Raw genomic sequence first — 22,609 nt, forward strand, 5'->3', positions numbered from 1 at the left:
TGGACTAAACGATGGCGCAGAAGGAAAAGCCATGCCCGTTCGCCTCAAGAAGCTCATCGGAACCGTTCTTCTGGTCCTGCTCGTCGCCGTCTACGCGATCGTGGCGACGATCATCGCCGTGGCGCAACTCGCCGAGTCCAGCGTCTGGGTCCACCTTGCCTATTTCTTCCTGACGGGATTCCTGTGGGTCATTCCGGCGATGTTCATCGTCTCATGGATGGCAAAGCCGTCGAAGCGCGACCTCGCACGCAATCTATAGCGTCACCACGCGCCGCCGGGAGTTGGCGAAAGTGGTGATGCCGGTCAGCATCGTGCGCAGATGGCCGATATCCTGGTAGCGCCCGTTGAGCGAGATGCGCGGCAGCGCATGAAGATGGTCGCGGTGTTCGGGGTGAAGCGTACCGTGCCGCGTCGTCACCGCGGAAACGAACCCCGCCTCCTTCGCCAGCATGATCTCCCGCGCGCCAACCGCCTGCTGATGCCCGTAGGGATAGGCGAAATGGCGCGGCCGGATGCCGGTTTTCTCAGTGATCACGTCGGCCGAACCGCGCATTTCGATGAGCGCGCGTTCTTCGTCGAGCCGCGCCAGATTGTGGTGCTGGATCGTGTGTGCGCCGATCTTGCCGAGCCTGTGACGCGTCACGGCAGCGATATCGTCCCACGTCATGAACGGGCTCGTCGACACCTCGCGGCCACCCATTTCGTCGAGAACGGCCTGACGCGCGGTTTCGGAGACCCGCGTTGCCAATAGGCCCAAGAGATGTCGGGCGGTCGCCAGTTTCTCGACCGGCGAAGACGTCGCACAGACGGAATCGTCAAGCGGGGACGGCATCGCGACCTCGTCGCGCATCAGGGCCAGTTGCTCCACCACCTCCCACCAGGGCTGGACCGACCCGTCGATGAGGCCGGGCGCGACGTAGATGGCGAACGGCGCGTCGTGCTGCTCGAAGATCGGAAGCGCTTCGGTTAAGTTGTCGAGATAGGCATCGTCGAGCGTGATCGCGGCGACCTTGGCGCGGTGACCTGCATCGAGGTGCTCGACCATCTCGTCGAGCGAGACGAACGCGAATCCGCTCCGCTTCATGTCCGAGATCGCGCGATCGAGGAAGTCGGGCGTCACCGAAAGATGATCGTTCAGACCCAGGCCCTTGCGGGGCGTCGCGGTCACGCTGTGAAGCATCAGGATCGCGCCCAGTCCGGACAGATGCGGCTGCGCCATTCGGGCGATTCCGGACCATCGCGATGCGTTCAGCACGAATCTGCGAAGGCGTTCCTGATTGTCGGTCATTTCGAAACCTTTGTGCCCTAACCTCCTCCGCCGACAGCAGAGACACGCTGAACACCATATGGGCGAAGAGTTGAGGCATGGTTGACGCTCTGGAAACGGCCGACGGGGCGCGCGCCGGGCTTGCCATCACCGTGGAAGCGGCGGGGCCGCAGGCGCTCCGGCGCTACCGCGACTTTGCCGGGCCGCGCGCGAAAGGCGCGGCTCAGCATCCGCTCTGGTTCGAGAAATGGCTCGAAACGAGCGGCGAGCGGGGATGGATCGTCTGGGTCGCCGACGGAACGAGCACCCTCACCGCGCTGCCGCTGGTCGAAACACGCATTTCCGGGCTGCCCGCGCTCGCCTTTGCCGGCGGCGCCCATGCCAACGGAAATTTCTGCCCCGCAGCCCATTCCGGCACGGCGGTTTGCGTGCAGACGCTCAAGGCCGCGATACGCCAATCCCTGCCGCATGTCGCCCTGTTGTCGCTCGAACGCCAGCATCGAACCCTCGACGCGCAGACTAACGTTCTTGCGGCCATGGCAACGCGAACCAGCCCGAACATCGCCCTTGCAGCAAGCCTCGATGGCGGTTTTGCCGGCCTCTTGACGCGCACCAACGGCAAGAAGAAATCGAAGAAGCGCCGCGCCCAGTGGCGACGGTTCGAGGATGCCGGCGGCAGCGCGGTGGTGAAGCCCGCAACGACCGCCGAAATCGACGCGATTCTGGACGCGTTTTTCCGACTGAAGGCTGCCCGGTTCGAGAAGGCGGGTATTGCGGACGCCTTCGGCGATCCGCAGATCCGCGAATTCTGGCGGGCGATTCTCGACGCCAGCCGCGAAGAGGCGGATACGCCATTTTCGATCGAAGCGCTCGTCGTCGGCGGCAAGCCGAGGGCGATCACCGGTTCGACGCACCTTCGCGATCGAACGGTGTGCGAATTCGGCGCCATCGAGGACGGCGAACTGGCATCGATCAGCCCGGGCGAATATCTGGCCTATTCCAATCTGGAAGAGGCCTGCGCGAAAGGTCTGCCGCTCTACGATTTCAGCGTGGGCGACGAGGCCTACAAGCGCTCCTGGTGCGATATCGAGATTTCGCATTTCGACGTCGTCGTTCCGCTGACGCCGGCGGCCCGCCTTGCCGTTCTCGGCTTCGACGTGATTGCCGGCGCCAAGAAGCGGATCAAGGCCAGTCCGCAACTCTGGGCCTTGGCGAAAGCGGTGCGTCGCCTCAGGTGATCAGGCGACCGTCCGCGCTTCGCCCTGTGCCTGCGGGGCCGGAGCGACGACGCGGGCGGCCTCTCCATAACCTGCTGCGAACAGGCTTTCGGACGCCGCCAGCACGCGGGCATCCGCCGTATCGATAACACCGATCATGATCTCGCTCGCATCCCCCGCGACCCGGCGAAGGCCTTCGCTTTCGGTCGGTCCGCACTCGACGACGACGATGTCATAGGCCGTCGTCAGCGACGTCAGGATGATCGGCAGGCGGTCTGCGGCGCGCATGGCGCGACGGGGTTCGGCCGTGCCGACGGGAATGACGTGCGCGTCGGAATAAAGGTCGCCGTGAATCGTCTCGGTGAACTGGGCTTCGGCGGCCAGGAGGTTGGTGATGCCCGTATAGGTGCGGCTTTCCAGCATGTGGCTCGACGGCGTTCCGGTGAAGGTGAGATCGAGATAGAGGACGCGCATCCCCGCATCGGCCAACTCGCGAGCGACCATGACGGAGGCCGTCGAAGCCTCCTCGCCCTCCGGCGATACGAATATGGCACGTGCGACACCGGCGGCGATCAGCCGTTCGGCAGCCGTCTCGACGGAGACGTCGAGGGGTAGCGTGCCGACGTCGGACGAAGCTGGAGCGGCCTCGGCGGATGCAGCGGCGGGCATGACGAGATGGGGAACCGGATGGACGCGCGCGCCGCCGGCCGCAGGGCGCATCGCCCGACCGCTGAACAGTTCACCAAGGAGGGTGCCAACGATCATCAGGAGAAGCGAGCCCATGAAGGCGGCGCCGAGGATCGGGCCGTATTTCGGATAGTAGGAATCCACCGGCGGCGTGGCGCGGGCGAAAATGCGCGCGTCGACCGGCAGATAGTTGCGGTCGCCGCGCGCGCTCGCCTCGCGAAAGCGTGTCAGGTAGGATTCGAGGAGTTCGCGCTGCGCGGTCGCCTCACGCTCGAGCGCGCGCAGTTCTACCTCTTCCGTGCCGGCGGCAGCGGAGGTCGATTTCAACGCGTCCAGATCCTGCTGCAGGCGCTCTTCGCTGCGCTGAGCCGCGCGGGACTCGTTCTCGAGGCTCTGCAGCACCGTGCGCGCTTCCTGGCGGATGCGCGTCGATAGGTCGGCCAGTTGCGAGCGCAGGCCGCGAAGGCGCGGATGGTTGTCGAGAAGCGTCGTCGACAGATCGGCGATCTCCGCGTTCAACTGCACCTCGCGCTCGCGCAGACGCTGGACGACCGGCGAGGCGAGAACTTCCGGCACCGCATCGAGCGACGCGCCGGTCTCGATCGCCTGGCGGACGCCTTCGGCCCGCGCCTCGGCGGCCGAGCGACTGGCGCGCACGCGCGACAGTTCGGATGAAAGCTCGGAGAGCTGCTGGCTTGCCAGCGTCGAATTGTTCTGGCCGACGAGAAGCCCCGAACGGGCGCGGAACGCTGCCACATTCGCTTCCGCCTCACGGACCCGTTCACGCAGATCGGCGATCTCGGGCGCGAGCCAGCCGGTCGCATCCTCGTTGGAAAGCAGCTTTGCGGCGCGCTGTTCGTCGAGATAGGCGTCGGCGATCGCGTTCGGAACGGCAGCGGCCAGTTCGCGATCCTCGGACGAGAAGCGCACAACGATGACGCGGGAGTTTTCGACGCGATAGACGGAGAGCTTTTCGCGCATGATGTCGATGGTCGTCTGCGCGCGCAGCAATTCGTCCGAGCCGCCGAGGCCGAACGAGGCGAGTATGCCGCCGCTCTGAAACTCGGCACGCTCGGCGAGCTGCAATTCGGCGGCGACGCGGCGCAGGATGTCACTCGAGGCGATCACCTCGACCTGGCTTGCAACTCCCTCATCGTCGAGAATAGGCCGGTCGCCCTCGCCCGCCCCCGACATGCGCGTATAGGCGGACTCGCGGGCTTCGATCAGAATGCGCGTTTCGGCACGGTAGAGCGGCGTTGCGAAATAGGCGAGGAGGAAGGCGGCGATGGTGACGACCAGCACGACCGTCAGGATAGGCTTCCACCTGTCGCGCACACTCAAGGCGAGACGGCGAAGGTCGATATCGACGTCGTTGCCACCCACTTGCATTCCGCTCATAGCGAATCCACTCCGGCCCAAGGCACCCAGAAGTAAAGACACATGGTAACCATGGGGTTAACGATTGCGGCGGCGGGAACGGCAATCATGACTGGGCTTTACCGGCCATTAACCTTAACGAGCCGATAACAGGCCATCTGCAATCGGGCTGCTTCGCGGCTCAAGGGATGGACGCTCGCCAGGTCATGAAACGCCCCGCTCTTTATGGTCTCCTCGCTCTCGCGTTCCTCTCGGGCTGCACCAGCTACCAGCCCGCCCCGCATGCCTTCCACGAGGCGATCAACCAGCCCTACGTCCTCGACGCAGGCGACCGGGTGCGGATTTCGGTTTTCGAGCAGGCATCGCTGACCAACAGCTACTCCGTCGACCAGTCCGGCTACATCGCCTTTCCGCTGATCGGCGCGGTGGCCGCACGCGGCTATACGCTGCAGCAGATCGAAGGCCAGATCGCGACCAAGCTGCGCGACGGTTATATCCGCAATCCCGACGTCACCGCCGAGATCGACCGCTACCGGCCGGTCTTCATCATGGGCGAAGTGGGTGCGGCCGGGCAGTATTCCTACGTGCCGGGCATGACGGTCCAGAAGGCCGTGGCGGCGGCTGGCGGCTATACGCCGCGCGCGCAGCAGCGCGACGTCGACATCACGCGCCAGATCAATGGCGAGGTGATGACGGGCCGCGTGACGACGACGGACCCGGTCCTGCCCGGCGATACGCTCTATGTGCGCGAACGCTTCTTTTAGGGTTTCGCGCGCATAAGGGCGCATGCGGATCGTCCATACGTTCAGATCTCCGGTCGGCGGCATCTTCCGCCATGTGCGCGATCTCGCTTCGGCCCAGCATGCGGCCGGCCACGAGGTGGCCATCGTCTGCGATTCCACGACCGGTGGCGAACATGAAGACCGCCTTTTCAAGACGGTCGAGCCCTATGTGTCGCTCGGCATCCACCGCATCGCGATGCAGCGCCATGTCGGGATCGGCGACCTGAAATCGGCCATCCGCGCATTCAACCTTCTCGGAGACCTGCAGCCGGACGTTCTACACGGCCACGGCGCCAAGGGCGGCTTTTACGCACGTTTCTTCGGCACGCTGCTCAAGCGGCGGCGCCGGTCTCTCGAGCGGCTCTATTCGCCGCATGGCGGGGTGTTGCACTATGATCCCCGCTCGGCGGCCGGGCGTGGTTATTTCCTCGCCGAGCGGCAACTGGAGCGCTTCAGCGACCACATCCTTTTCGTCTCCGATTTTGAGCGGCGCACCTATCTCGCCAAGGTCGGCACGCCGCGCGCACCGCACAGCCTCGTCTATAACGGCTTGCAGGCGTCGGAATTCGAGCCGGTGGAAACGCGGCCCGATGCTGCGGACTTCCTCTATATCGGCATGATGCGCGACCTGAAGGGGCCCGATCTCTTCATCGAGGCGCTGGCGCAGGTGCGGGACCGGTTTCCGGCCGTCAGCGCACACATGGTGGGCGACGGTGACGACCTGCCGCGCTATCGCGACCGCGTCGCCCGGCTGGGCCTCGCCGTCACCTTCCACGCCGCCATGCCGGCACGGCTGGCGTTCGGCATGGCGCATGTGATGGTGGTGCCCTCGCGCGCGGAGGCGATGCCCTACATCGTCCTGGAAGCACTCGGCGCAGGGCGGCCGATGATCGCGACCGCCGTAGGCGGAATTCCCGAAATCCTCGGCGCGAACTCGCCTGCCCTCGCCGAACCTACCACCGACAGCCTTGCCACCCTGATGGTCCGCGCGATGGAAGATCGCGACTGGCTCGCCGCTTCCATGCCCGATGCGAGGCGCCTGGAGCAGGATTTCAGCGCCACCGCCATGGCGGGGCGTATCGAAAGCATTTACCGTAAATCTGCTTGAGGGGCGACAGGCCCTTCGTTTCAAGCGTTTCTTAGGGCAGCCACCGTAAGGCTTTCTCGCAGATTGCGAGTGTGCCCATGAACCACAGCCAGCCGCCTCACCAGTTCACGGCGAAAGCCGTCCGTGATTTCGCCGATGCCTCGGCGCCCGCCGGCACCGGCGAGTTGAGCGAAATCGCGCGCACCGTCGCCTCGCAATATCGCGCCGACACGATGTCGCCCGTCATGGTCAGCGGCTTGCTGCGTCTTTGCGAGTTCCTGATCCTCGCCCTGACCGGCCTGTCCATATATTTTGCCTATGCCAGCGGCGCCGTCGGCCCGACCTATGGCTATCCACTCGTCATTCTCGCGGGCTCGGGCCTTGGCGTGCTGCTGCTGGAAATCGCCAATCTCTACCAGCTCGGCGTCATGCGCCGGCCATTCGTGTTCCTGCCGCGGATCGTTCTCGTCGTGACCGCGACGTTCGCGCTTCTGGCGATGGCCGGGTTCTTCCTCAAGATATCCGACGAGTTCTCGCGGGTCTGGTTCGCCGGCTGGCTGGCCAGCGCCCTCCTCCTCGTCCTTTCGGGGCGCGTCATGCTGTCGCTCCTGATCCGCCGGTGGGCACGAAACGGCACGATGGAACGGCGTGCGCTGATCGTTGGCGGCGGCAAGCCTGCCGAAGCGCTGATCCGCACCATCGAGCAGGACCCCGACAACGATATCCGCATCTGCGGCATCTTCGACGACCGCGACGATTCGCGTTCGCCGCCGATCGTCGCCGGCTATCCGAAGCTCGGCTCCGTGACCGAACTCGTCGAATTCGCCCGCATCGCGCGGATCGACATGCTGATCGTCTCGCTGCCGCTCAGCGCCCAGTCGCGCGTCCTGTCGCTCCTGAAACGGCTGTGGGTGCTGCCGGTCGACATTCGCCTCTCGGCGCATTCGAGCCAGCTACGCTTCCGCCCGCGCGCCTACTCCTATGTCGGCTCGGTGCCGATGCTCGACATCTTCGACAAGCCGATCAACGACTGGGATTCGGTCGCCAAGCGCCTGTTCGACATCAGTTTCAGCCTTGCCGGCCTGATCGTCTTCTCGCCGCTGATGATCGCGACCGCGATCGCCATCAAGCTCGACAGCAAGGGGCCCGTCTTCTTCAAGCAGAAGCGGCACGGATTCAACAATGAGGTCATCGAGGTCTTCAAGTTCCGCTCGATGTATACCGACCAGTGCGACCCGCTCGCACGCCGCGCCGTCACCAAGGGCGACCCGCGGGTGACGCGCGTCGGGCGCATCATCCGCAAGACTTCAATCGACGAACTGCCGCAGTTCTTCAACGCTTTGCTTGGCTCGCTTTCGCTCGTCGGCCCGCGTCCGCACGCCATCAAGGGCCATTCGCAGGACCGGCTCTTCGAGGAGGTCGTCGACGGCTATTTCGCGCGGCACCGGGTCAAGCCTGGCGTCACCGGCTGGGCGCAGATCAACGGCCTGCGCGGCGAGATCGACCATGACGACAAGATCCGCCGCCGCACCGAGTTCGACCTCGACTATATCGAGAACTGGTCGCTCGGTCTGGACCTGAAAATCCTGTTCCTGACGCCGCTGCGGCTCCTCAATACGGAGAATGCGTATTGAGCGCCGCCGCCGGCACCCTGCCCCGGACCGCGATCGACGCCAAGCTCGTCGCGCTGACGAGTTCCGTCGCCGTGGGCCTTGGCGTCGGGCTGGCCGGTTTCGTGCAGAACGAACCGGCGCCTTACGAACTCTACATGGTCGCACTCATCGGCATCTGGGCGCTGTTCGGGCTTGCCATCTCACGCACGACCGCTCCCCTTCTCGTCCTGTGGATCGTCTATCTGATCGGCGGAATGATCTCGATGACCCAGATGGGGGACCTCAAGGACACGCCGCTCTACCTGGCGGTGACAGCGTTCCTGGCGCTGACGGCTGTGTTCGTAGCCGCTATCGTCGAGAAGCGGACCGGGTTGCTGCGTCCGATCTTCATCGGCTGGACACTCGCCGCCTGCCTGACGGGACTGTTGGGCATTCTCGGCTATTTCGGCGCCTTTCCCGGCGCCGAGCGGTTCACCCTCTACGACCGGGCGGCCGGCGCCTTCAAGGACCCGAACGTGTTCGGGCCCTTCCTCGTGCTTCCGGCGGTCTGGCTTCTGCATGGGCTCGTGACAGGCCGTCTGATGAAGATGCCGGTCCAGGCGGCCGGGCTTCTCATCCTGTCTTTCGCGATCTTCCTCTCCTTCTCGCGCGGCGCTTGGGGTCTTTACGCGCTCTCCGCGCTCACCGTCTGCGCGGCGGTCTTCCTCAACTCCTCGAGCAACAAGCTGCGGCTGCGCATCCTTGTCATGGCCCTGATCGGCATGGGCGTGATCGCGCTCGCCGTCATGGTCGCGCTTCAGATCCCGCAGGTCGCAACGCTGTTCGAGACGCGCGCGCAACTCGTCCAGGACTATGACGGCGCACGCCTCGGCCGTTTCGCCCGCTACGGGCTCGGCTTCGCGCTGGCCATGGAGCATCCGCTGGGCATCGGCCCGCTCGTCTTCGGCACGATCTTCGGCGAGGACACCCACAATATCTGGCTGAAAGCGCTGATGGACTATGGCTGGCTCGGCTTTGCCGCCTATGTCTCGCTGCTGGTCTTCACGGTCGCGGCCGGGTTTCGCATCCTGTTCAGGCAGCGGGTCTGGCAGCCGTTCCTGCTTTGCGCATGGGTCGTGTTCGTGGGCCACATCCTGCTCGGCACCGTCATCGACATGGACCACTGGCGCCACTTCTATCTCTTGATGGGCATCATCTGGGGATGCGTCGGGCTCGAAGCGCGCCATCAGGCAAGCGGTTCCGCCGCGTCACCGGCCAATTCCATTGCCCCGCGCAATTATGCGCTTGCCTTGCCAGGACCGAGCAATTAGAGCTTCGCACGGCTCGGAGCGTAGCGCAGCCCGGTAGCGCACTTGACTGGGGGTCAAGGGGTCGTAGGTTCGAATCCTATCGCTCCGACCATTCTTCCTTCCCCTGATTATCTTTTTCCCGATACGAAAAAGGCCGGCAATGCCGGCCTTTCGGTCAATTTCCGTACAACTTAGCGACGCAGAAGCGCGGCGGCGGCCAGCCCCACGACCGCAAGGCCAGCGAGGACGAGTGCGGGATGTTCGCGTGCGGTCTGCTCCGCATAGCGCGCCTGCTTGCGCACCACCGGCATCCAGTCATGAATGCGCTCGGCAATGTCGTCATAGGCGTCGGACGCGGTCTCGCGCGTGTCGTCGTAGAAGTGCGAGCCGCGCTTGCGCGCCTGCCGGCTGAGGACGGACAGTTCCTTGTTCAGATGCGCGATGCGCCGTTCGAGATCGTCATCCCAGGAACGACGGCCGCCGAAGATCGAATATGACATGAGTGGTCCTTCCATTCGCCACGTGTTTGCCTAACAAACGGCGGCGCAAGGGCTTGGTTCCACTGGAGTTGCGGCGGCTTCAGCGCACCTGGTCGAGCAGGCGCTTGCATTCCAGAAGGTCGAACAGCGCCTCCTGAAGCAAGGCGCGGTTGTCGCGCGACAGGCGTTCGTCGTCGGGCGCCACCGGCCCTTCGTCCTCGCCGCGGCCCAGCCCGAAAAACCGGCGTGCCGGCTTGGCCTTGGCCTGGCCGAGGATCATCTCGTCGTCGCCATCGCCCTCCGGCGCGGCATGGACGGCCTCCGCCTCCTGCTGCTTGCGCTGCGCAATGGCCTCGACCGCCGCCATATCGCCGTTTCCGATGGCAATGACGAACTGGTTTCCATTGTCCCGCAGAAGCTTCTGCACACCCTTGATCGTATAGCCCTGGTCGTAGAGCATGTGCCGGATGCCCTTGATCAGCTCGACATCCTGCGGGCGGTAGTAGCGGCGGCCGCCGCCCCGCTTCATCGGCTTGATCTGCGAAAAGCGCGTTTCCCAGAAACGCAGGACGTGCTGCGGCAGGTCGAGATCGTCGGCGACCTCGCTGATCGTGCGGAATGCGTCGGGAGACTTTTCCATGGCGTGCTCGCTTTCAGGGCTCGCGATTCGCCAGTATTACAGACCCTTAGAAGGGCATATTCAAGTGCGGGGCGGTCTTGCCCCCCGATTTTGCTGTCATGACCGGTCCGGGCTCAGCCCTTGGCGAGCTTGGCTTCCGTGACCGGATTTGCGATGGCGCGATGATTGTCGAGAATTCGCTGCTTCAACACGTTCGACGCCTTGAAGGTCATCACCCGACGCGGAAGGATCGGCACCTCTTCACCCGTCTTCGGGTTACGGCCGACGCGCTCGTTCTTCGAGCGGACCTGGAACGTCGCGAAGGAGGACAGCTTCACCATCTCCCCGCGGACGATGGCGTCGCAAATCTCGTCGAGCACCATCTCGACGAGTTGCGCGGATTCGGTGCGCGAAAGCCCGACCTGTCGGTAGACAGTTTCGGCGAGATCGGCACGCGTTAAAGTCTTTCCCCCCATCGGCCGTCCAACCATTCTGAAAAAACAGGCGAATTTTCAAGCAGTGAGGACGTTAGGAAATTGGGGTGTCGAGGTCAAGAACCCATTGACCCCGCTTGGTTTATCCCAGCGACCGGGCGATGCTACCAGCGGACGAGGACGGCGCCCCACGTGAACCCGCCTCCCATCGCCTCCAAGAGCACCAGATCGCCCGGCTTGATGCGCCCGGTGTCGACGCCCTCGCACAGCGCAAGCGGCACCGAAGCCGCCGAGGTGTTGCCGTGCTTGTCGACGGTGATGACGACCTTTTCGTCGGCGATGCCGAGCTTTTTCGCGGACGCATCGATGATGCGCTTGTTGGCCTGGTGCGGCACGAACCAGTCGAGGTCCTCGGCCGTGATGCCTGCCTGCGCGAAGACGGATTCGACGACGTCCGTGATCATGCCGACGGCGTGCTTGAAGACTTCGCGGCCTTCCATGCGAAGGTGGCCGACCGTGCCGGTGGTCGACGGGCCACCATCGACATAGAGTTTTTCGCGGTGCGAGCCGTCCGAGCGCAGGCTGGCGGCGAGGATGCCGCGATCGGCGATCGTGCCCTCGCCTTCGCCCGCCTCGAGAATGACCGCGCCGGCGCCATCGCCGAACAGGACGCATGTCCCGCGGTCCTGCCAGTCGAGGATGCGCGAGAAGGTTTCCGAGCCGATGACGATGGCGCGTTTGACCATGCCGCCGCGAATGTGCAGATCGGCGGTGTTGATGGCGTAGACGAAACCGGAGCACACCGCCTGCATGTCGAAGGCGAAGCCGTGGCGCATGCCGAGCCGTTCCTGTATCTCGACCGCGGTCGCCGGGAAGGTGTTGTTCGGCGTCGATGTCGCGAGCACGATCAGGTCGATATCGTCGACGGTCAGGCCGGCTGCATCGAGCGCCGCGCGCGCCGCCGCCTCGCCAAGCGAGGCCGTCGTCTCGTCATCCGCCGCGATGTGGCGCTGGGTGATGCCCGTCCGCTGGACGATCCAGGCATCGGACGTTTCCAGCACGCCCTCGAAATCCGTATTCTTCATCACACGGCGCGGCAGGGATTTGCCGACCGAGCGCACGACCGATCTGATCATTCTCAAAATCTCACTTTCCCGCCGCGACGGTCACGTCGTCATCTTTGGCGCGCGGGCGAAGACGCCCATGGAATTGCTGCAGTTCCGCCTCGATGCGTTCCCGCAGCTTGCCCTTGGCCATGTCGTAGCCAAGCTCGACGGCGGCCGCGAAGCCTTCGTCGTCCGTGCCACCATGGCTTTTCACCACGATGCCGTTCAGCCCGAGGAAGACGCCGCCATTGATCTTGCGCACGTCCATCTTCTCGCGCAGGAAATCGAACGCGCCCTTGGCGAGCACATAGCCCATCTTGGACAGGAAGCTGCGCGACATCGCCTCGCGCAGATATTGCGCGATCTGCTTGGCGGTTCCTTCGGCCGTCTTCAGCGCGATGTTGCCGGCAAACCCTTCCGTCACCACCACGTCGACCGTTCCCTTGCCGAGATCGTCGCCTTCGACGAAGCCGTGATAGTCGATCGACTTCAGCCCGACCTCGCGCAGGATGCGGCCCGCCTCCTTGACCTCTTCCTGGCCCTTGACCTCTTCGACGCCGACATTGAGCAGACCGACGGAGGGGCGCTCGATGTCGAACAGCGCGCGCGCCATCGCCGAGCCGAGGATAGCGAAATCAATCAACTGGTGCGCATCGGCGCCGATCGTCGCGCCGACGTCGAGCACGACGCTCTCGCCGCGCACGGTCGGCCAGATGGCCGCGATGGCGGGCCGTTCGATGCTCGCCATGGTGCGCAGGCAGAATTTGGACATCGCCATCAGCGCGCCGGTGTTGCCGGCCGAGATGCACACGTCGGCATCGCCGTTCTTGACCGCCTCGATCGACTTCCACATCGACGACTTCCACCGGCCCTGACGCAGCGCCTGGCTCGGCTTGTCGTCCATGCGGACCGAGATTTCGCAATGGTGGAACTCGGAGACGGCCTCGAGCTTGGGCAGCTTCGCAAGGACCGGGCGAACCTCGTCCTCGCGGCCGTAGATCAGGAACCGTGCATCGGGGCGTCTCTCGGCAACACGCGCCAGACCCGGCAGCGTCGTCGAAGGACCATGGTCTCCCCCCATGGCGTCGATGGAAATGCGTATCACGCGGCAATCGTCTTTCGTTGGCCCGTTTCGGGCGGCATTTCAGCAAAGTGCGGCGAAAATAGCGGTTTCGTCCCGGCAAACAACTGCCTTATGCACGCCTACGCGACGGGTGTCACGGCTGTGCGGACATCTTCAACAAGCGTGGGAACGGGCGCTGATCCGTCAAGTCGAAGAACGAGGCAACCCAGTGTTGCAAGCCAAGCCTCATGTTTGTGGCGACTGCGCCCGGCATGGGCGTCATCCTCGTAGCCACGCGCCCAAGCGAGGAACTCGCAATGCTGGTCGTGCATGCGCCCACCTGACGCAATGTCGTCTCCGTAGCGCATCCGTTCGCGGGCAATGAGACGGGGAATGCGAATCTCGGGCGGCACATAGAGATAGATCACCGCATCTACACGCTGCACGTGCTCGTCGCCCCATCCCAAAACCGAGCCGGACAGCACCCAGGAACCGGCGTTTTCCATCGCCCGCGCGAGCCGCTCCTGCCGCGCCGGGACTGCGCGCATTCGAGTAAAAGGCGGATCTGTCGGCAACCAAAAAAAGCTGTCCGTATCGAGGTGCGCAATGTCGAGGTCGGTGGCCAATGCGGCACCGAGCGTCGTCGTGCCTGCCCCGGCCGGGCCGGTGATGTGAAGCCGGATCATGCTCAACCGTCGCGCTTCAACTTCTTCAACTGCTCGTAGAGCGGTCCGCGATCGGCGTTTGGATCGGCAGCGGGAGCGACGGGTTGCGCACCGGCTTTGCGCGGATAGGGGTCGATGCCGAGCGCGAAGAACTCTTCCGCAAGCTGACCGACGTCGATCGTGTCGCCCGAAAACGGCTCGGGTCCGTCATCACCCTCGGCATCGAGGATCATCTCGCCGCCCTCGATCGCATCGGGGCGCATCAGCTTCGATCCTTCGGGAACGAAGAGCGCGTGCACCTCCTCGTCGATTTCCGCATCGAGCGGTTCGAGCGAGACGATGCAGGACTGGACGATCTGCGCCTTCACGCGACCGGTCACCTTGACGCCGTCGCGCTTCCAGTTTTCGACCAGAAGATCGGCGTGGAAGTTCTTCACCTCGACCAGATGATGTGCGTCGGCCAGCGCACGGCGCTGCCGCTCGTCGGCCTCGACAGAGACGGGCATGCCCTTTGCCGGCAGGCGTAGGACGTTCGCCTCGAAGGCGACCGGGCTCGGTTCGTCGCTCATGTCGTCGCCTCTCCTGTCGCGATCGCGTGTTCGGCCGGCAGGAAGGCGATGTTTCCGGCGATGATCGCTGCTGCCGGCTGCGCCGAGAGATCGCGCGCAGACGCCATGACATAGTCGGCCATCGCCTGTGCTTCATGCCAGTCGGTGCCGCCTGGAAAGACATTGCGGTAGAGCGCCTGCGCCAGCGCCTCGCGGTCCTGCGCCTCCAGCGCTTTTCCATAGGAATCGGCACGCCCGTAGAACATCTTCGCCAGCTTCTTCATGCGCTTTGGCACGCCCACATCGCCGATGCCCAGTTCGCGCAGCGAATGATCGACGTCCTTGAAGAACTCGTCGGTCACGTCCTGCGCAACGTCCTGGATCGGCCCGTCCTCGCCGCGCGTGCGATGCAGGAATAGGAACATGTGCAGCGCCATCATCTCGTAGCGGCCGAGCGGCGTGTCGGGCACGTTCCACTGGGCATAGAGGACCGGCTGGCGCGCCGCCGCCACGATTTGTCCATAAATGCTGTGGACGATGGCAGCGTTCTCATTCCGGCGAGCGCCGAACAGTCGCTTGAACATTCCCGAAGGGCTCCTTCTGGCGGTTTCAGTGCCGGCCGTGTTGCATCGGCGCGCAAGCTGGTTTACCGCTTTTGCCCGCAGGCGCAAGGCGCGCTTAACCAAGTCATGGAGTTGTCGTTGCAAGGACGGAATTTCAAGAGCCGTGCACGGCTGGTCACTTCGGGTATTGCTGTCCTGCTTGCAGGCGTGGCTGCCGGCTGTTCCTCGATCTCGGGCGACATGAGCCCACGCCAGACCTTCCAGCAAGGTTATGTCGTCGACGAGCAGATGCTCGAACTGGTGCCGGTGGGGTCGAGCCGCGAGCAGGTGACGCTTGCGCTCGGAACGCCGACGACCACGGCGACCTTCGACAACGAGACCTACTATTACATCTCGCAGACGGCCGTCCGGAACGTCGCGTTTCAGAATCCGCGCGTCGTCGACCGCAAGATCCTGGCGATCTATTTCGGCGCGGACGGCCGCGTCTCCAACATCGCCAATTACGGCCTGCAGGACGGACGCGTGTTCGACTTCATCTCGCGAACCACGCCGACCGCCGGTGGCGATGTGAACTTTATCCAGCAGATGATCACCGGCGTCGTTGGCGGCACGCCGATCGGGACCGGCGCGGGCCGCGGTGCGGTCAACTTCTAGAATTCGGTCCAACACCACAAAGAAGGGGCCGCGGTATTGCTACCGCGGCCCCTTTTCCATGCGCCTCGATCAGTTGTGCGCGAGCACGGCCAGCAGCAGAAGCGCCATGATGTTGGTGATCTTGATCGCCGGATTGACGGCCGGGCCCGCCGTATCCTTGTAGGGATCGCCAACGGTATCGCCGGTCACCGATGCCTTGTGTGCATCCGAGCCTTTCAGATGGCGCGTGCCGTCCTTGTCGATGAAACCGTCCTCGAACGACTTCTTCGCATTGTCCCACGCACCGCCGCCCGACGTCATCGAGATGGCGACGAAGAGGCCGTTGACGATCACGCCCAGAAGCGTTGCGCCGAGCGCCGCGAAGGCTGCGGCCTTCGAGCCCGAGACCAGCAGGATGCCGAAATAAACGACGATCGGCGCCAGCACCGGCAGCAGCGACGGGATGATCATTTCCCGGATCGCCGCCTTGGTCAGGAGATCGACCGCCCGTGCATAATCCGGTTTGACCGTGCCCTGCATGATCCCCGGATTTTCGCGGAACTGGCGACGCACCTCCTCCACGATGGCGCCGGCCGCACGGCCGACGGCCGTCATGGCGATGCCGCCGAAGAGGTAGGGGATCAAGCCGCCGAAGAGCAGGCCCGCCACCACATACGGGTTCGACAGCGAGAAGGAGACATCCTCCATGCCGGCGAAATACGGGTACTGGTCCGGATTCGCGATGAAGTATTCCAGATCGTAGGAATAGGCCGCGAAGAGCACCAGCGCGCCGAGACCGGCAGAGCCGATCGCGTAACCCTTGGTGACCGCCTTGGTCGTGTTGCCGACCGCGTCGAGCGCGTCGGTGGACTGACGGACTTCCGGCGGGAGGCCCGACATTTCGGCGATGCCGCCGGCATTGTCCGTCACCGGGCCGAAGGCGTCGAGTGCGACGATCATGCCGGCCAGGCCGAGCATGGTCGTCACCGCGATCGCGGTGCCGAAGAGGCCGGCAAGCTGGAACGTCGCCAGGATGCCGCCGATGATGACGATTGCCGGAAGTGCCGTCGATTCCAGCGAGACCGCAAGGCCCTGGATGACGTTGGTGCCGTGGCCGGTCACCGACGCCTGCGCGATCGAGTTCACCGGGCGCTTGTTGGTGCCGGTATAGTATTCGGTGATCACGACGATCAGCGCCGTCACCACGAGGCCGATCAGGCCGCAGATGAAGAGGTTGGTGCCGGTGATGTCGATTCCGTTGACGACGCCGATCGAGCCCCAGCCGATGGTGAGCGATGTCGCCGCGCCGATGCCGACGACGGTCAGGAGGCCGGTGACGATCAGGCCGCGATAGAGTGCACCCATGATCGAGGCATTGGCCCCGAGCTTGACGAAGAAGGTGCCGATGATCGAGGTGATGATGCACGCGCCGCAGATCGCCAGCGGGTAGATCATGATCGAGCCGAGCATGTCGGAACCGAGGAAGAAGATCGCGGCGAGAACCATGGTCGCGACGACGGTCACGGCATAGGTTTCGAAAAGATCCGCCGCCATGCCTGCGCAGTCGCCGACATTGTCGCCGACATTGTCCGCGATCGTTGCCGGATTGCGCGGATCGTCCTCGGGAATGCCCGCTTCGACCTTGCCGACGAGATCGCCGCCGACATCGGCACCCTTGGTGAAGATGCCGCCGCCCAGACGCGCGAAGATCGAGATGAGCGATGCGCCGAAGCCGAGCGCGACCAGCGCGTCGATGACCATGCGGTCGGACGGGGCGGCGCCCATGGGGCCGATCAGCACCCAGTAGTAGACCGAGACTGCAAGCAGCGCGAGGCCGGCCACCAGCATGCCGGTGATCGCGCCCGCCTTGAAGGCGATGTCGAGGCCGGCCGACAGGCTGTTCGAAGCGGCCTGCGCGGTGCGCACATTGGCGCGCACGGAAACGTGCATGCCGATGAAGCCGGCAACGCCCGAAAGAACGGCGCCGATCAGGAAGCCGATCGCGGCCGTGACCCCGAGCAGCCACCAGGTGATGGCGAAGACCACGACGCCGACGAGCGCGATGGTTGTGTACTGGCGAGTGAGATAAGCCTGCGCGCCCTCCCGGATCGCGCCCGCAATCTCCTGCATGCGTGCATTGCCCTGATCGGCCGCGAGGACCGACTGGGTGGCCCAGATCGCATAGACGATGGACAGCAAGCCGCAGGCGATGACGACGAAAAGCATGGTCATTGCCGATTTTTCCTTGATGCTCGCCCGGCAGAACCCCTCCCCGGGCATTGGGAACGAAGCCGGAATCGCTCGTCATCCGACATTCGCGGGCAGCTTATGCGAAGGATTCCGCACACATCAAGGAGTTATTCTTACGCATGGTCAGTCGCGTACGGCCAGGATGCTCGGCGGGCGCAGGGCAAGGACGGCCAGGGACGCCAGGCAGGCAAGGCCCACCGGGAAGATGATCCAGTTCAGCATTTCCCAGCCGGCGAAATTGTAGACCAGGCCCGACATGAACGAGGCGAAGGCGACCGTCGAAAACAGCACGAAATCGTGAAAGCCCAGCGCGCGGCCTTTCTCGGAGGGATGGTAGGTCTCCGCGACCATCGCGGTCGCGCCGATGAAGCCGAAATTCCACCCGATGCCGAGAAGAACGAGAGCCGTCCAGAACTGCCAGAGCGCAATGCCCGACAGCGCGACGACGGCGCAACCAATCAGCAGGACGAGGCCGGCCGCGACGATTCTTTCCTTGCCGAAACGAGCGATCAGTTTGCCGGTAAAGAAGCTCGGCGCAAACATGGCCATCACGTGCCACGAAATGCCGAGCATGGCCTGGTCGGTCGAGAACCCGCACCCCACCATCGCGAGCGGCGCGCCGGTCATCACAAAGCTCATCAGCGCATAAGTGCCGACGCCGCACAGAAGTCCGGTCGCATATTTGGGCTGCCGCACGATCTCGCGAAGCGGGCGTGCCGGGACGTTGGCGCCAGCGCTCGCATGCGCTTCGGGCTGACGCTTCGGCAAAGCCGACAGGATCAGCGCTCCGACCGCGGCAATGCCGAGCACGGACGCGAACGTGCCGGCGAACATGACCGGTGCCATCAATTCGCGCGTGAAAATGACGATCTGCGGCCCGATGATCGCCGTCAGCACGCCGCCGGCGAGAACGAAGGAAATGGCCTTGGCCTTGAACGCAGCAGGTGCCGACTCGGCCGCTGCAAACCGAAATTGCTGCACGAACGCATTGCCGATGCCGATCAGCGCCAGGCCCGCCGCGAACAGCCAGAAATTCTGCGCGAACAAGGCGAGCGTCGCAACGAGACCACCAGCGGCTGTCATGCCAGTGCCGGTCATGAAGCCCAGCCGCAATCCCAACCTTTTGAGGACCAGTGCCGCCGGAACGGCGCCGAGCGCGACGCCGATGGTGAAGCCGGTGACGGGCGCTGTCGCAAGGCTCTTGTCGGCGCCGAGAAGATAAAAGCCGGCAAGGCCGCCGACCGAAATCGCGATCGGCGCCGCCGACCCGACGATGGCCTGCGCAGCGGCGAGAACGATCGCCGTGCGCCGTGCATCGCGGGTCGTGGCCGTCGTCATGCCTTCGGCGTTCCGCCCCTGCCCTCGTTGCGCAGGCGCCGCGCCACGCGGTCGAGTACGGCGTTGACGAGCTTGGGCTCTTCCTCGGTGTAGAAGGCCTTGGCGATGTCGACATATTCGGTGACGATGACCGCAACCGGTACGTCGGCGCGCTTCATCAGTTCATAGACGCCGGCGCGCAGGATCGCGCGCAGCGTCGAGTCCAGCCTCGACAGCGGCCAGTCGTCGGTCAGCGCCTGCCGGATCACCGGATCGATCGTCTTCTGGTCCTCGACCACGCCTGAAAGGATCGCGCGGAACCATTGCGCATCCGCCTCGCGATAGGTCGCCCCGTCGACTTCCTTGCCGAGCCGGTAGGCTTCGTACTCGGCCGAAATCTCGAGCAGGCCGGTGCCGGCGACGTCCATCTGGTAGAGCGCCTGCACGGCGGCAAGCCGTGCCGCGCCGCGCTTGTTGGCTTGACGGATCGGCGGCGTGGTCGGGAGTTCGTCGGCCTCGCTCATCGGGACGCACCTGCAAGACGCTTGCGGGTCTCCACCATCGTCAAGGCGGCACGGGCGGCAAAGCCGCCCTTGTCGCCCTCGTTGCGGCGGGCGCGCGCCCAGGCCTGGTCGTCGTTCTCGACGGTCAGGATGCCGTTGCCGATCGCCAGCGATTCATTGACGGACAGGTCCATCAGCGCGCGGCAGGATTCGGTCGCCACGATGTCGAAATGATAGGTCTCGCCCCGGATCACGCAGCCGAGCGCGACGAAGGCGTCATAGTCCGCGCCGCCCGCATCCGCGCCGTCGAGCGCGAACGAAATGACGGCCGGAATTTCGAGTGCGCCGGGCACGGTGACGACATCGTAGCTCGCACCTGCCGCATCGAGCGCCGCCTTGGCGCCGTCCAAAAGGGCGTCGGCCAGATCGTCATAGAAACGCGCTTCGACGATCAGAACTTTGAGGGGTTCCTGATGGGGCATGAATGTCTCCGGGATTGGCCCGGTGACTTAGGCCGATCCGGCCGAGTTCGCAAGCGAAGCTTTGGAGAAAGTCGGCCGGTCAGCGCTTCAGCGAACGCTCGTGCAGGCGCACGGCGATGTAGGCGCCCACGATGATGATTGCAGGCAAGCCGAGCGAAGTGAACCAGAACATTGGATCGCTGAAGCTCATGATTTCAAACCCTTCAAGACTTGCCTCGCCAAGATATGTAGGGAGGCCGTCGCAGTCATCCAACCCGCCGCCGTGAAGACGAGCCAAAATCCGATCGGTGACGAGAAGCTTATCACACCATAGAGATACCCCGCCAGCGGCGTTGCCACGCCCACCGTGAAGCACGCCGTCGACGCGCGATCGAGCGCATTCGCCAGAAGCTTGGTGCGTTCGTTGTCGATCACGCTCATTCGTCGCGCGCTTCCATCAAGCGCGCGGCATAGCGTGCCATGGTGTCGACCTCCAGATTGACGCGGTCGCCAACCTGTCGCGCGCCCCATGTCGTCACGCCGAGCGAGTGGTGGATCAGGAGGACGTCGAAGAGATCGCCGTCGACGCCGTTGACGGTGAGCGACGTGCCGTCGAGCGCGATCGAGCCCTTCGGCGCGATGAACTTCGACAACGTGCGCGGAGCGCGGAGGCGAAAGCGGACGGCGTCGCCTTCGTCGATCCGCTCGACGATCTCCGCCATGCCGTCGACATGGCCGGAGACGATGTGCCCGCCGAGCTCGTCGCCGATCTTCAATGCGCGTTCGAGATTGAGGTGAGAGCCGACCTGCCAGTTGCCGGCCGTCGTCAGCCGCAGGGCCTCTTCCCACGCCTCGACCTCGAACCAGCGGGCACCATCCGAAGGCAGCGCGACGACGGTCAGACAGACGCCGGCGCAGGCGATCGAGGCGCCGATGGCGATGGTCGCCGGATCGTATTCCGTGCCGATACGCAGCCGGATGCCCTTGTCGAGCGGCGCGATGGTCTTGATCTCGCCGATGTCGGTGACGATCCCAGTGAACATCAGTCGGTCCTCACATATTCGCAGCAGATATCGCCGCCGAATACATCGCGGCGGAAGAGACGGAAGCCCGGGGGAACCCCGGCCGGGTCGATCGGGGATGCGACGCCGCCTTCGCCGATCTTCGTCGGGCCGACGAAGAGCACCAAACGGTCGACCGAGCCTTCGGCGAGAAACTGGCGCGCGGTCTCTGCGCCCCCTTCGACGAGAAGTGTCAGGACGCCGCGCGCTGCCAGGTCCTCGAGAAATTCCGGCAGGGCGATGCGGCCTTCGTGCTCGTCGCAGGCGATGAAGCCGACGCCGAGTTCTTCAAGCCTGGCACGACGGCCGGCATCGGCGTCGATCGCGGTTGCCAACAGAACGGGCGTCTCGCGTGCGCTCGATGCAAGTTGCGATGTCGGCAAAAGTCGCGCGTCGCGGTCGAGGACGATGCGGATCGGCGAGCGTTTCTCCAGCCCCGGAAGGCGGCAGGTGAGTTCAGGATCGTCGGCCAGAGCCGTGCCTATACCCACGAGGATGGCGTCGCTTTCGGCGCGCAGGCGATGAACCTGCCGGCGCGCGATTGGCCCCGTAATGGCAACCTGCCCCTCGCCTATGCGCCCGATCATGCCATCGGAGGAAACCGCAAGTTTAAGAGTCACTTCCGGGCGTTTGCTCAAAGATCGAGTCAGGTAACCGTTTAGGAGATCGGCCGCGTCATCAGCCAAGATTTGAGGCGCAACGTCGATCCCGCCGGCCTCGAGAATGGAATACCCCTTCCCCGACACGCGCGGATCGGGATCGGCGGCCGCGCCAACCACGCGGGCAATGCCGGCGCGGACAAGCGCCTCGGCGCAGGGTGGCGTGCGGCCGTGATGCGCGCAGGGCTCCAGCGTGACATAGGCCGTCGCGCCGCGTGCCTGCTCCCCGGCTTCCGCGAGCGCTTCCGCCTCGGCATGAGGCCGCCCGCCGATCGCGGTGATGCCCCGCCCGACGACCACCGATCCTTGGCCGTCGTCACGCACGATCAGCGTTCCCACGGATGGGTTGGTCGACGTCAACCCGAGATTACGGCGCGACAGGCGGATGGCGGCTGCCATGTACCGGCGGTCGATCTCGCCGACGCTCATTCTCGCGCGGCGTCCTCGTCGCTTTTCAGTTCACCGAGCAGATCGTGGAAATCGCGCGCCTCGCGAAAATTCTTGTAGACGGATGCAAAACGCACATAGGCGACGTCGTCGATGGATTTGAGCGCATCCATGACGAGCCGGCCGATTTCGTCGGACGGGATTTCCGTCTCGCCCGAGCTTTCGAGCTGGCGCACGATGCCGGTGACGGCGCGTTCGATGCGCTCGGGCTCGACGTTGCGCTTGCGCAGCGCGATTTCGACGGAGCGCATCAGCTTGTCGCGGTCGAACGCAACCTTGCGGCCCGACCGTTTGACCACAACGAGATCGCGCAGTTGCACACGCTCGAATGTAGTGAAGCGGCCTCCGCAGACCGGGCAGACGCGACGGCGGCGGATGGCCTGCCCGTCTTCGGCAGGCCGGGAATCTTTCACCTGGGTGTCTTCAGACTGGCAGTAGGGGCAGCGCATGCGTCTCTTTCAACAAATGGTGTGCTGCCCCAG

25 protein-coding genes and 1 tRNA gene are annotated in these 22,609 nt (G+C 64.6%); 8 read left to right on the plus strand and 18 right to left on the minus strand.

Going from position 1 to position 22,609, the window contains the following annotated elements; all coding sequences use genetic code 11:
• The first annotated feature begins 31 nt into the window (after window positions 1-31).
• Window positions 32-259: a DUF2842 domain-containing protein gene (locus tag ALII_RS0104365; RefSeq protein ID WP_024586108.1), complete on the plus strand. Its 228-nt coding sequence runs from the start codon at window positions 32-34 to the stop codon at window positions 257-259.
• Here the strand turns inward: ALII_RS0104365 and ALII_RS0104370 are convergent.
• Complete coding sequence (locus ALII_RS0104370) at window positions 254-1,219, minus strand: polysaccharide deacetylase family protein (protein ID WP_161632236.1); 966 nt, start codon at window positions 1,217-1,219, stop codon at window positions 254-256. The two genes, ALII_RS0104365 and ALII_RS0104370, sit on opposite strands and share 6 nt — an antisense overlap.
• Before the next feature lie 146 nt (window positions 1,220-1,365).
• Between ALII_RS0104370 and ALII_RS0104375 the strand changes: the two genes are divergently transcribed.
• Window positions 1,366-2,505 (plus strand): GNAT family N-acetyltransferase, encoded by a 1,140-nt coding sequence (locus ALII_RS0104375; protein ID WP_024586110.1) that lies wholly within the window; start codon window positions 1,366-1,368, stop codon window positions 2,503-2,505.
• On the opposite strand, the gene ALII_RS0104380 is transcribed toward ALII_RS0104375, so the two are convergent.
• Window positions 2,506-4,569, minus strand: a complete 2,064-nt coding sequence (locus ALII_RS0104380) for an exopolysaccharide transport family protein (protein ID WP_024586111.1) — start codon at window positions 4,567-4,569, stop codon at window positions 2,506-2,508.
• A 185-nt stretch (window positions 4,570-4,754) separates the two neighbouring features.
• Here ALII_RS0104380 and ALII_RS0104385 point away from each other — a divergent pair, with 185 nt between their 5' ends.
• The 5 genes from ALII_RS0104385 to ALII_RS0104405 all read left to right on the plus strand — a co-directional run bounded on the left by ALII_RS0104385 (window position 4,755) and on the right by ALII_RS0104405 (window position 9,431).
• Entirely contained in the window at window positions 4,755-5,312 is a 558-nt protein-coding gene (locus ALII_RS0104385; RefSeq protein WP_029660194.1) for a polysaccharide biosynthesis/export family protein, read from the plus strand.
• Window positions 5,313-5,334: 22 nt separating this feature from the next.
• Window positions 5,335-6,438, plus strand: a complete 1,104-nt coding sequence (locus ALII_RS0104390; RefSeq protein WP_024586113.1) for a glycosyltransferase family 4 protein — start codon at window positions 5,335-5,337, stop codon at window positions 6,436-6,438.
• Between the two features lie 77 nt (window positions 6,439-6,515).
• The gene (locus ALII_RS0104395; RefSeq protein ID WP_024586114.1) at window positions 6,516-8,051 is read left to right on the plus strand and encodes an undecaprenyl-phosphate glucose phosphotransferase; all 1,536 of its coding nucleotides are present in this window, start codon (window positions 6,516-6,518) and stop codon (window positions 8,049-8,051) included.
• Entirely contained in the window at window positions 8,048-9,340 is a 1,293-nt protein-coding gene (locus ALII_RS0104400) for an O-antigen ligase family protein (RefSeq protein ID WP_024586115.1), read from the plus strand. Before ALII_RS0104395 ends, ALII_RS0104400 begins: the two co-directional genes overlap by 4 nt.
• A gap of 14 nt (window positions 9,341-9,354) precedes the next feature.
• A tRNA-Pro gene (locus tag ALII_RS0104405) sits at window positions 9,355-9,431 on the plus strand.
• A 79-nt stretch (window positions 9,432-9,510) separates the two neighbouring features.
• Here the strand turns inward: ALII_RS0104405 and ALII_RS0104410 are convergent.
• The 8 genes from ALII_RS0104410 to ALII_RS0104445 form a co-directional block, all read right to left on the minus strand.
• Window positions 9,511-9,819: a hypothetical protein gene (locus tag ALII_RS0104410; protein ID WP_051375766.1), complete on the minus strand. Its 309-nt coding sequence runs from the start codon at window positions 9,817-9,819 to the stop codon at window positions 9,511-9,513.
• Window positions 9,820-9,898: 79 nt separating this feature from the next.
• A complete protein-coding gene (locus ALII_RS0104415) occupies window positions 9,899-10,438 on the minus strand; it encodes a MerR family transcriptional regulator (protein WP_024586117.1) in 540 nt (179 codons plus the stop codon).
• A gap of 113 nt (window positions 10,439-10,551) precedes the next feature.
• Entirely contained in the window at window positions 10,552-10,893 is a 342-nt protein-coding gene (locus tag ALII_RS0104420) for an integration host factor subunit alpha (protein ID WP_024586118.1), read from the minus strand.
• A gap of 122 nt (window positions 10,894-11,015) precedes the next feature.
• Complete coding sequence (locus ALII_RS0104425; RefSeq protein WP_024586119.1) at window positions 11,016-11,987, minus strand: beta-ketoacyl-ACP synthase III; 972 nt, start codon at window positions 11,985-11,987, stop codon at window positions 11,016-11,018.
• 10 nt (window positions 11,988-11,997) lie between these two features.
• Complete coding sequence (gene plsX, locus ALII_RS0104430; protein WP_024586120.1) at window positions 11,998-13,062, minus strand: phosphate acyltransferase PlsX; 1,065 nt, start codon at window positions 13,060-13,062, stop codon at window positions 11,998-12,000.
• 98 nt (window positions 13,063-13,160) lie between these two features.
• Window positions 13,161-13,706 (minus strand): AAA family ATPase, encoded by a 546-nt coding sequence (locus ALII_RS0104435; protein ID WP_029660197.1) that lies wholly within the window; start codon window positions 13,704-13,706, stop codon window positions 13,161-13,163.
• Window positions 13,707-13,708: 2 nt separating this feature from the next.
• Entirely contained in the window at window positions 13,709-14,254 is a 546-nt protein-coding gene (locus ALII_RS0104440; RefSeq protein WP_024586122.1) for a DUF177 domain-containing protein, read from the minus strand.
• The gene (locus ALII_RS0104445; RefSeq protein ID WP_024586123.1) at window positions 14,251-14,817 is read right to left on the minus strand and encodes a ubiquinol-cytochrome C chaperone family protein; all 567 of its coding nucleotides are present in this window, start codon (window positions 14,815-14,817) and stop codon (window positions 14,251-14,253) included. Before ALII_RS0104445 ends, ALII_RS0104440 begins: the two co-directional genes overlap by 4 nt.
• Before the next feature lie 117 nt (window positions 14,818-14,934).
• Between ALII_RS0104445 and ALII_RS0104450 the strand changes: the two genes are divergently transcribed.
• Window positions 14,935-15,450, plus strand: coding sequence for an outer membrane protein assembly factor BamE (locus ALII_RS0104450; protein WP_024586124.1), 516 nt, complete (start codon window positions 14,935-14,937; stop codon window positions 15,448-15,450).
• A gap of 69 nt (window positions 15,451-15,519) precedes the next feature.
• Here ALII_RS0104450 and ALII_RS0104455 read toward each other — a convergent pair whose 3' ends face one another.
• From ALII_RS0104455 to nrdR, 8 genes are all read right to left on the minus strand, one after another.
• On the minus strand, window positions 15,520-17,661 hold the full coding sequence (locus tag ALII_RS0104455; protein WP_024586125.1) for a sodium-translocating pyrophosphatase: 2,142 nt from the start codon (window positions 17,659-17,661) through the stop codon (window positions 15,520-15,522).
• Window positions 17,662-17,802: 141 nt separating this feature from the next.
• Window positions 17,803-19,017, minus strand: a complete 1,215-nt coding sequence (locus tag ALII_RS0104460) for an MFS transporter (protein WP_024586126.1) — start codon at window positions 19,015-19,017, stop codon at window positions 17,803-17,805.
• A complete protein-coding gene (nusB, locus tag ALII_RS0104465; protein WP_024586127.1) occupies window positions 19,014-19,520 on the minus strand; it encodes a transcription antitermination factor NusB in 507 nt (168 codons plus the stop codon). Before nusB ends, ALII_RS0104460 begins: the two co-directional genes overlap by 4 nt.
• Window positions 19,517-19,981, minus strand: coding sequence for a 6,7-dimethyl-8-ribityllumazine synthase (gene ribH, locus ALII_RS0104470; protein WP_024586128.1), 465 nt, complete (start codon window positions 19,979-19,981; stop codon window positions 19,517-19,519). Before ribH ends, nusB begins: the two co-directional genes overlap by 4 nt.
• Window positions 19,982-20,167: 186 nt before the next feature.
• Complete coding sequence (locus ALII_RS0104480; RefSeq protein WP_024586129.1) at window positions 20,168-20,401, minus strand: hypothetical protein; 234 nt, start codon at window positions 20,399-20,401, stop codon at window positions 20,168-20,170.
• Window positions 20,398-21,003, minus strand: coding sequence for a riboflavin synthase (locus ALII_RS0104485; RefSeq protein ID WP_024586130.1), 606 nt, complete (start codon window positions 21,001-21,003; stop codon window positions 20,398-20,400). The genes ALII_RS0104480 and ALII_RS0104485 overlap by 4 nt, the downstream gene beginning before the upstream one ends.
• Window positions 21,003-22,109: a bifunctional diaminohydroxyphosphoribosylaminopyrimidine deaminase/5-amino-6-(5-phosphoribosylamino)uracil reductase RibD gene (gene ribD, locus ALII_RS0104490; protein ID WP_024586131.1), complete on the minus strand. Its 1,107-nt coding sequence runs from the start codon at window positions 22,107-22,109 to the stop codon at window positions 21,003-21,005. Before ribD ends, ALII_RS0104485 begins: the two co-directional genes overlap by 1 nt.
• Window positions 22,106-22,576 carry a transcriptional regulator NrdR gene (gene nrdR / locus ALII_RS0104495; protein WP_024586132.1) on the minus strand — a complete coding sequence of 157 codons (471 nt, stop codon included), beginning with the start codon at window positions 22,574-22,576 and terminating at the stop codon, window positions 22,106-22,108. The genes ribD and nrdR overlap by 4 nt, the downstream gene beginning before the upstream one ends.
• Window positions 22,577-22,609 lie beyond the last annotated feature (33 nt).

It is taken from the genome of Aliihoeflea sp. 2WW (assembly GCF_000497755.1).
Taxonomy (GTDB): Bacteria; Pseudomonadota; Alphaproteobacteria; order Rhizobiales; family Rhizobiaceae; genus Aliihoeflea.

Excerpts from the sequence above, each read along its gene's own strand:
- ALII_RS0104375 (WP_024586110.1), top strand. The coding sequence starts at position 1,366 with ATGGTTGACGCTCTGGAAACGGCCGACGGGGCGCGCGCCGGGCTTGCC.
- ALII_RS0104455 (WP_024586125.1), bottom strand. The coding sequence starts at position 17,661 with ATGACCATGCTTTTCGTCGTCATCGCCTGCGGCTTGCTGTCCATCGTC.
- ALII_RS0104370 (WP_161632236.1), bottom strand. The coding sequence starts at position 1,219 with ATGGCGCAGCCGCATCTGTCCGGACTGGGCGCGATCCTGATGCTTCAC.
- ALII_RS0104380 (WP_024586111.1), bottom strand. The coding sequence starts at position 4,569 with ATGAGCGGAATGCAAGTGGGTGGCAACGACGTCGATATCGACCTTCGC.
- ALII_RS0104485 (WP_024586130.1), bottom strand. The coding sequence starts at position 21,003 with ATGTTCACTGGGATCGTCACCGACATCGGCGAGATCAAGACCATCGCG.
- ALII_RS0104445 (WP_024586123.1), bottom strand. The coding sequence starts at position 14,817 with ATGTTCAAGCGACTGTTCGGCGCTCGCCGGAATGAGAACGCTGCCATC.
- ALII_RS0104425 (WP_024586119.1), bottom strand. The coding sequence starts at position 11,987 with ATGATCAGATCGGTCGTGCGCTCGGTCGGCAAATCCCTGCCGCGCCGT.
- ALII_RS0104480 (WP_024586129.1), bottom strand. The coding sequence starts at position 20,401 with ATGAGCGTGATCGACAACGAACGCACCAAGCTTCTGGCGAATGCGCTC.
- ALII_RS0104385 (WP_029660194.1), top strand. The coding sequence starts at position 4,755 with ATGAAACGCCCCGCTCTTTATGGTCTCCTCGCTCTCGCGTTCCTCTCG.
- ALII_RS0104435 (WP_029660197.1), bottom strand. The coding sequence starts at position 13,706 with ATGATCCGGCTTCACATCACCGGCCCGGCCGGGGCAGGCACGACGACG.
- ALII_RS0104440 (WP_024586122.1), bottom strand. The coding sequence starts at position 14,254 with ATGAGCGACGAACCGAGCCCGGTCGCCTTCGAGGCGAACGTCCTACGC.
- ALII_RS0104415 (WP_024586117.1), bottom strand. The coding sequence starts at position 10,438 with ATGGAAAAGTCTCCCGACGCATTCCGCACGATCAGCGAGGTCGCCGAC.
- nrdR (WP_024586132.1), bottom strand. The coding sequence starts at position 22,576 with ATGCGCTGCCCCTACTGCCAGTCTGAAGACACCCAGGTGAAAGATTCC.
- ribD (WP_024586131.1), bottom strand. The coding sequence starts at position 22,109 with ATGAGCGTCGGCGAGATCGACCGCCGGTACATGGCAGCCGCCATCCGC.
- ALII_RS0104365 (WP_024586108.1), top strand. The coding sequence starts at position 32 with ATGCCCGTTCGCCTCAAGAAGCTCATCGGAACCGTTCTTCTGGTCCTG.
- ALII_RS0104420 (WP_024586118.1), bottom strand. The coding sequence starts at position 10,893 with ATGGGGGGAAAGACTTTAACGCGTGCCGATCTCGCCGAAACTGTCTAC.
- ribH (WP_024586128.1), bottom strand. The coding sequence starts at position 19,981 with ATGCCCCATCAGGAACCCCTCAAAGTTCTGATCGTCGAAGCGCGTTTC.
- ALII_RS0104395 (WP_024586114.1), top strand. The coding sequence starts at position 6,516 with ATGAACCACAGCCAGCCGCCTCACCAGTTCACGGCGAAAGCCGTCCGT.
- ALII_RS0104460 (WP_024586126.1), bottom strand. The coding sequence starts at position 19,017 with ATGACGACGGCCACGACCCGCGATGCACGGCGCACGGCGATCGTTCTC.
- ALII_RS0104410 (WP_051375766.1), bottom strand. The coding sequence starts at position 9,819 with ATGTCATATTCGATCTTCGGCGGCCGTCGTTCCTGGGATGACGATCTC.
- nusB (WP_024586127.1), bottom strand. The coding sequence starts at position 19,520 with ATGAGCGAGGCCGACGAACTCCCGACCACGCCGCCGATCCGTCAAGCC.
- ALII_RS0104390 (WP_024586113.1), top strand. The coding sequence starts at position 5,335 with ATGCGGATCGTCCATACGTTCAGATCTCCGGTCGGCGGCATCTTCCGC.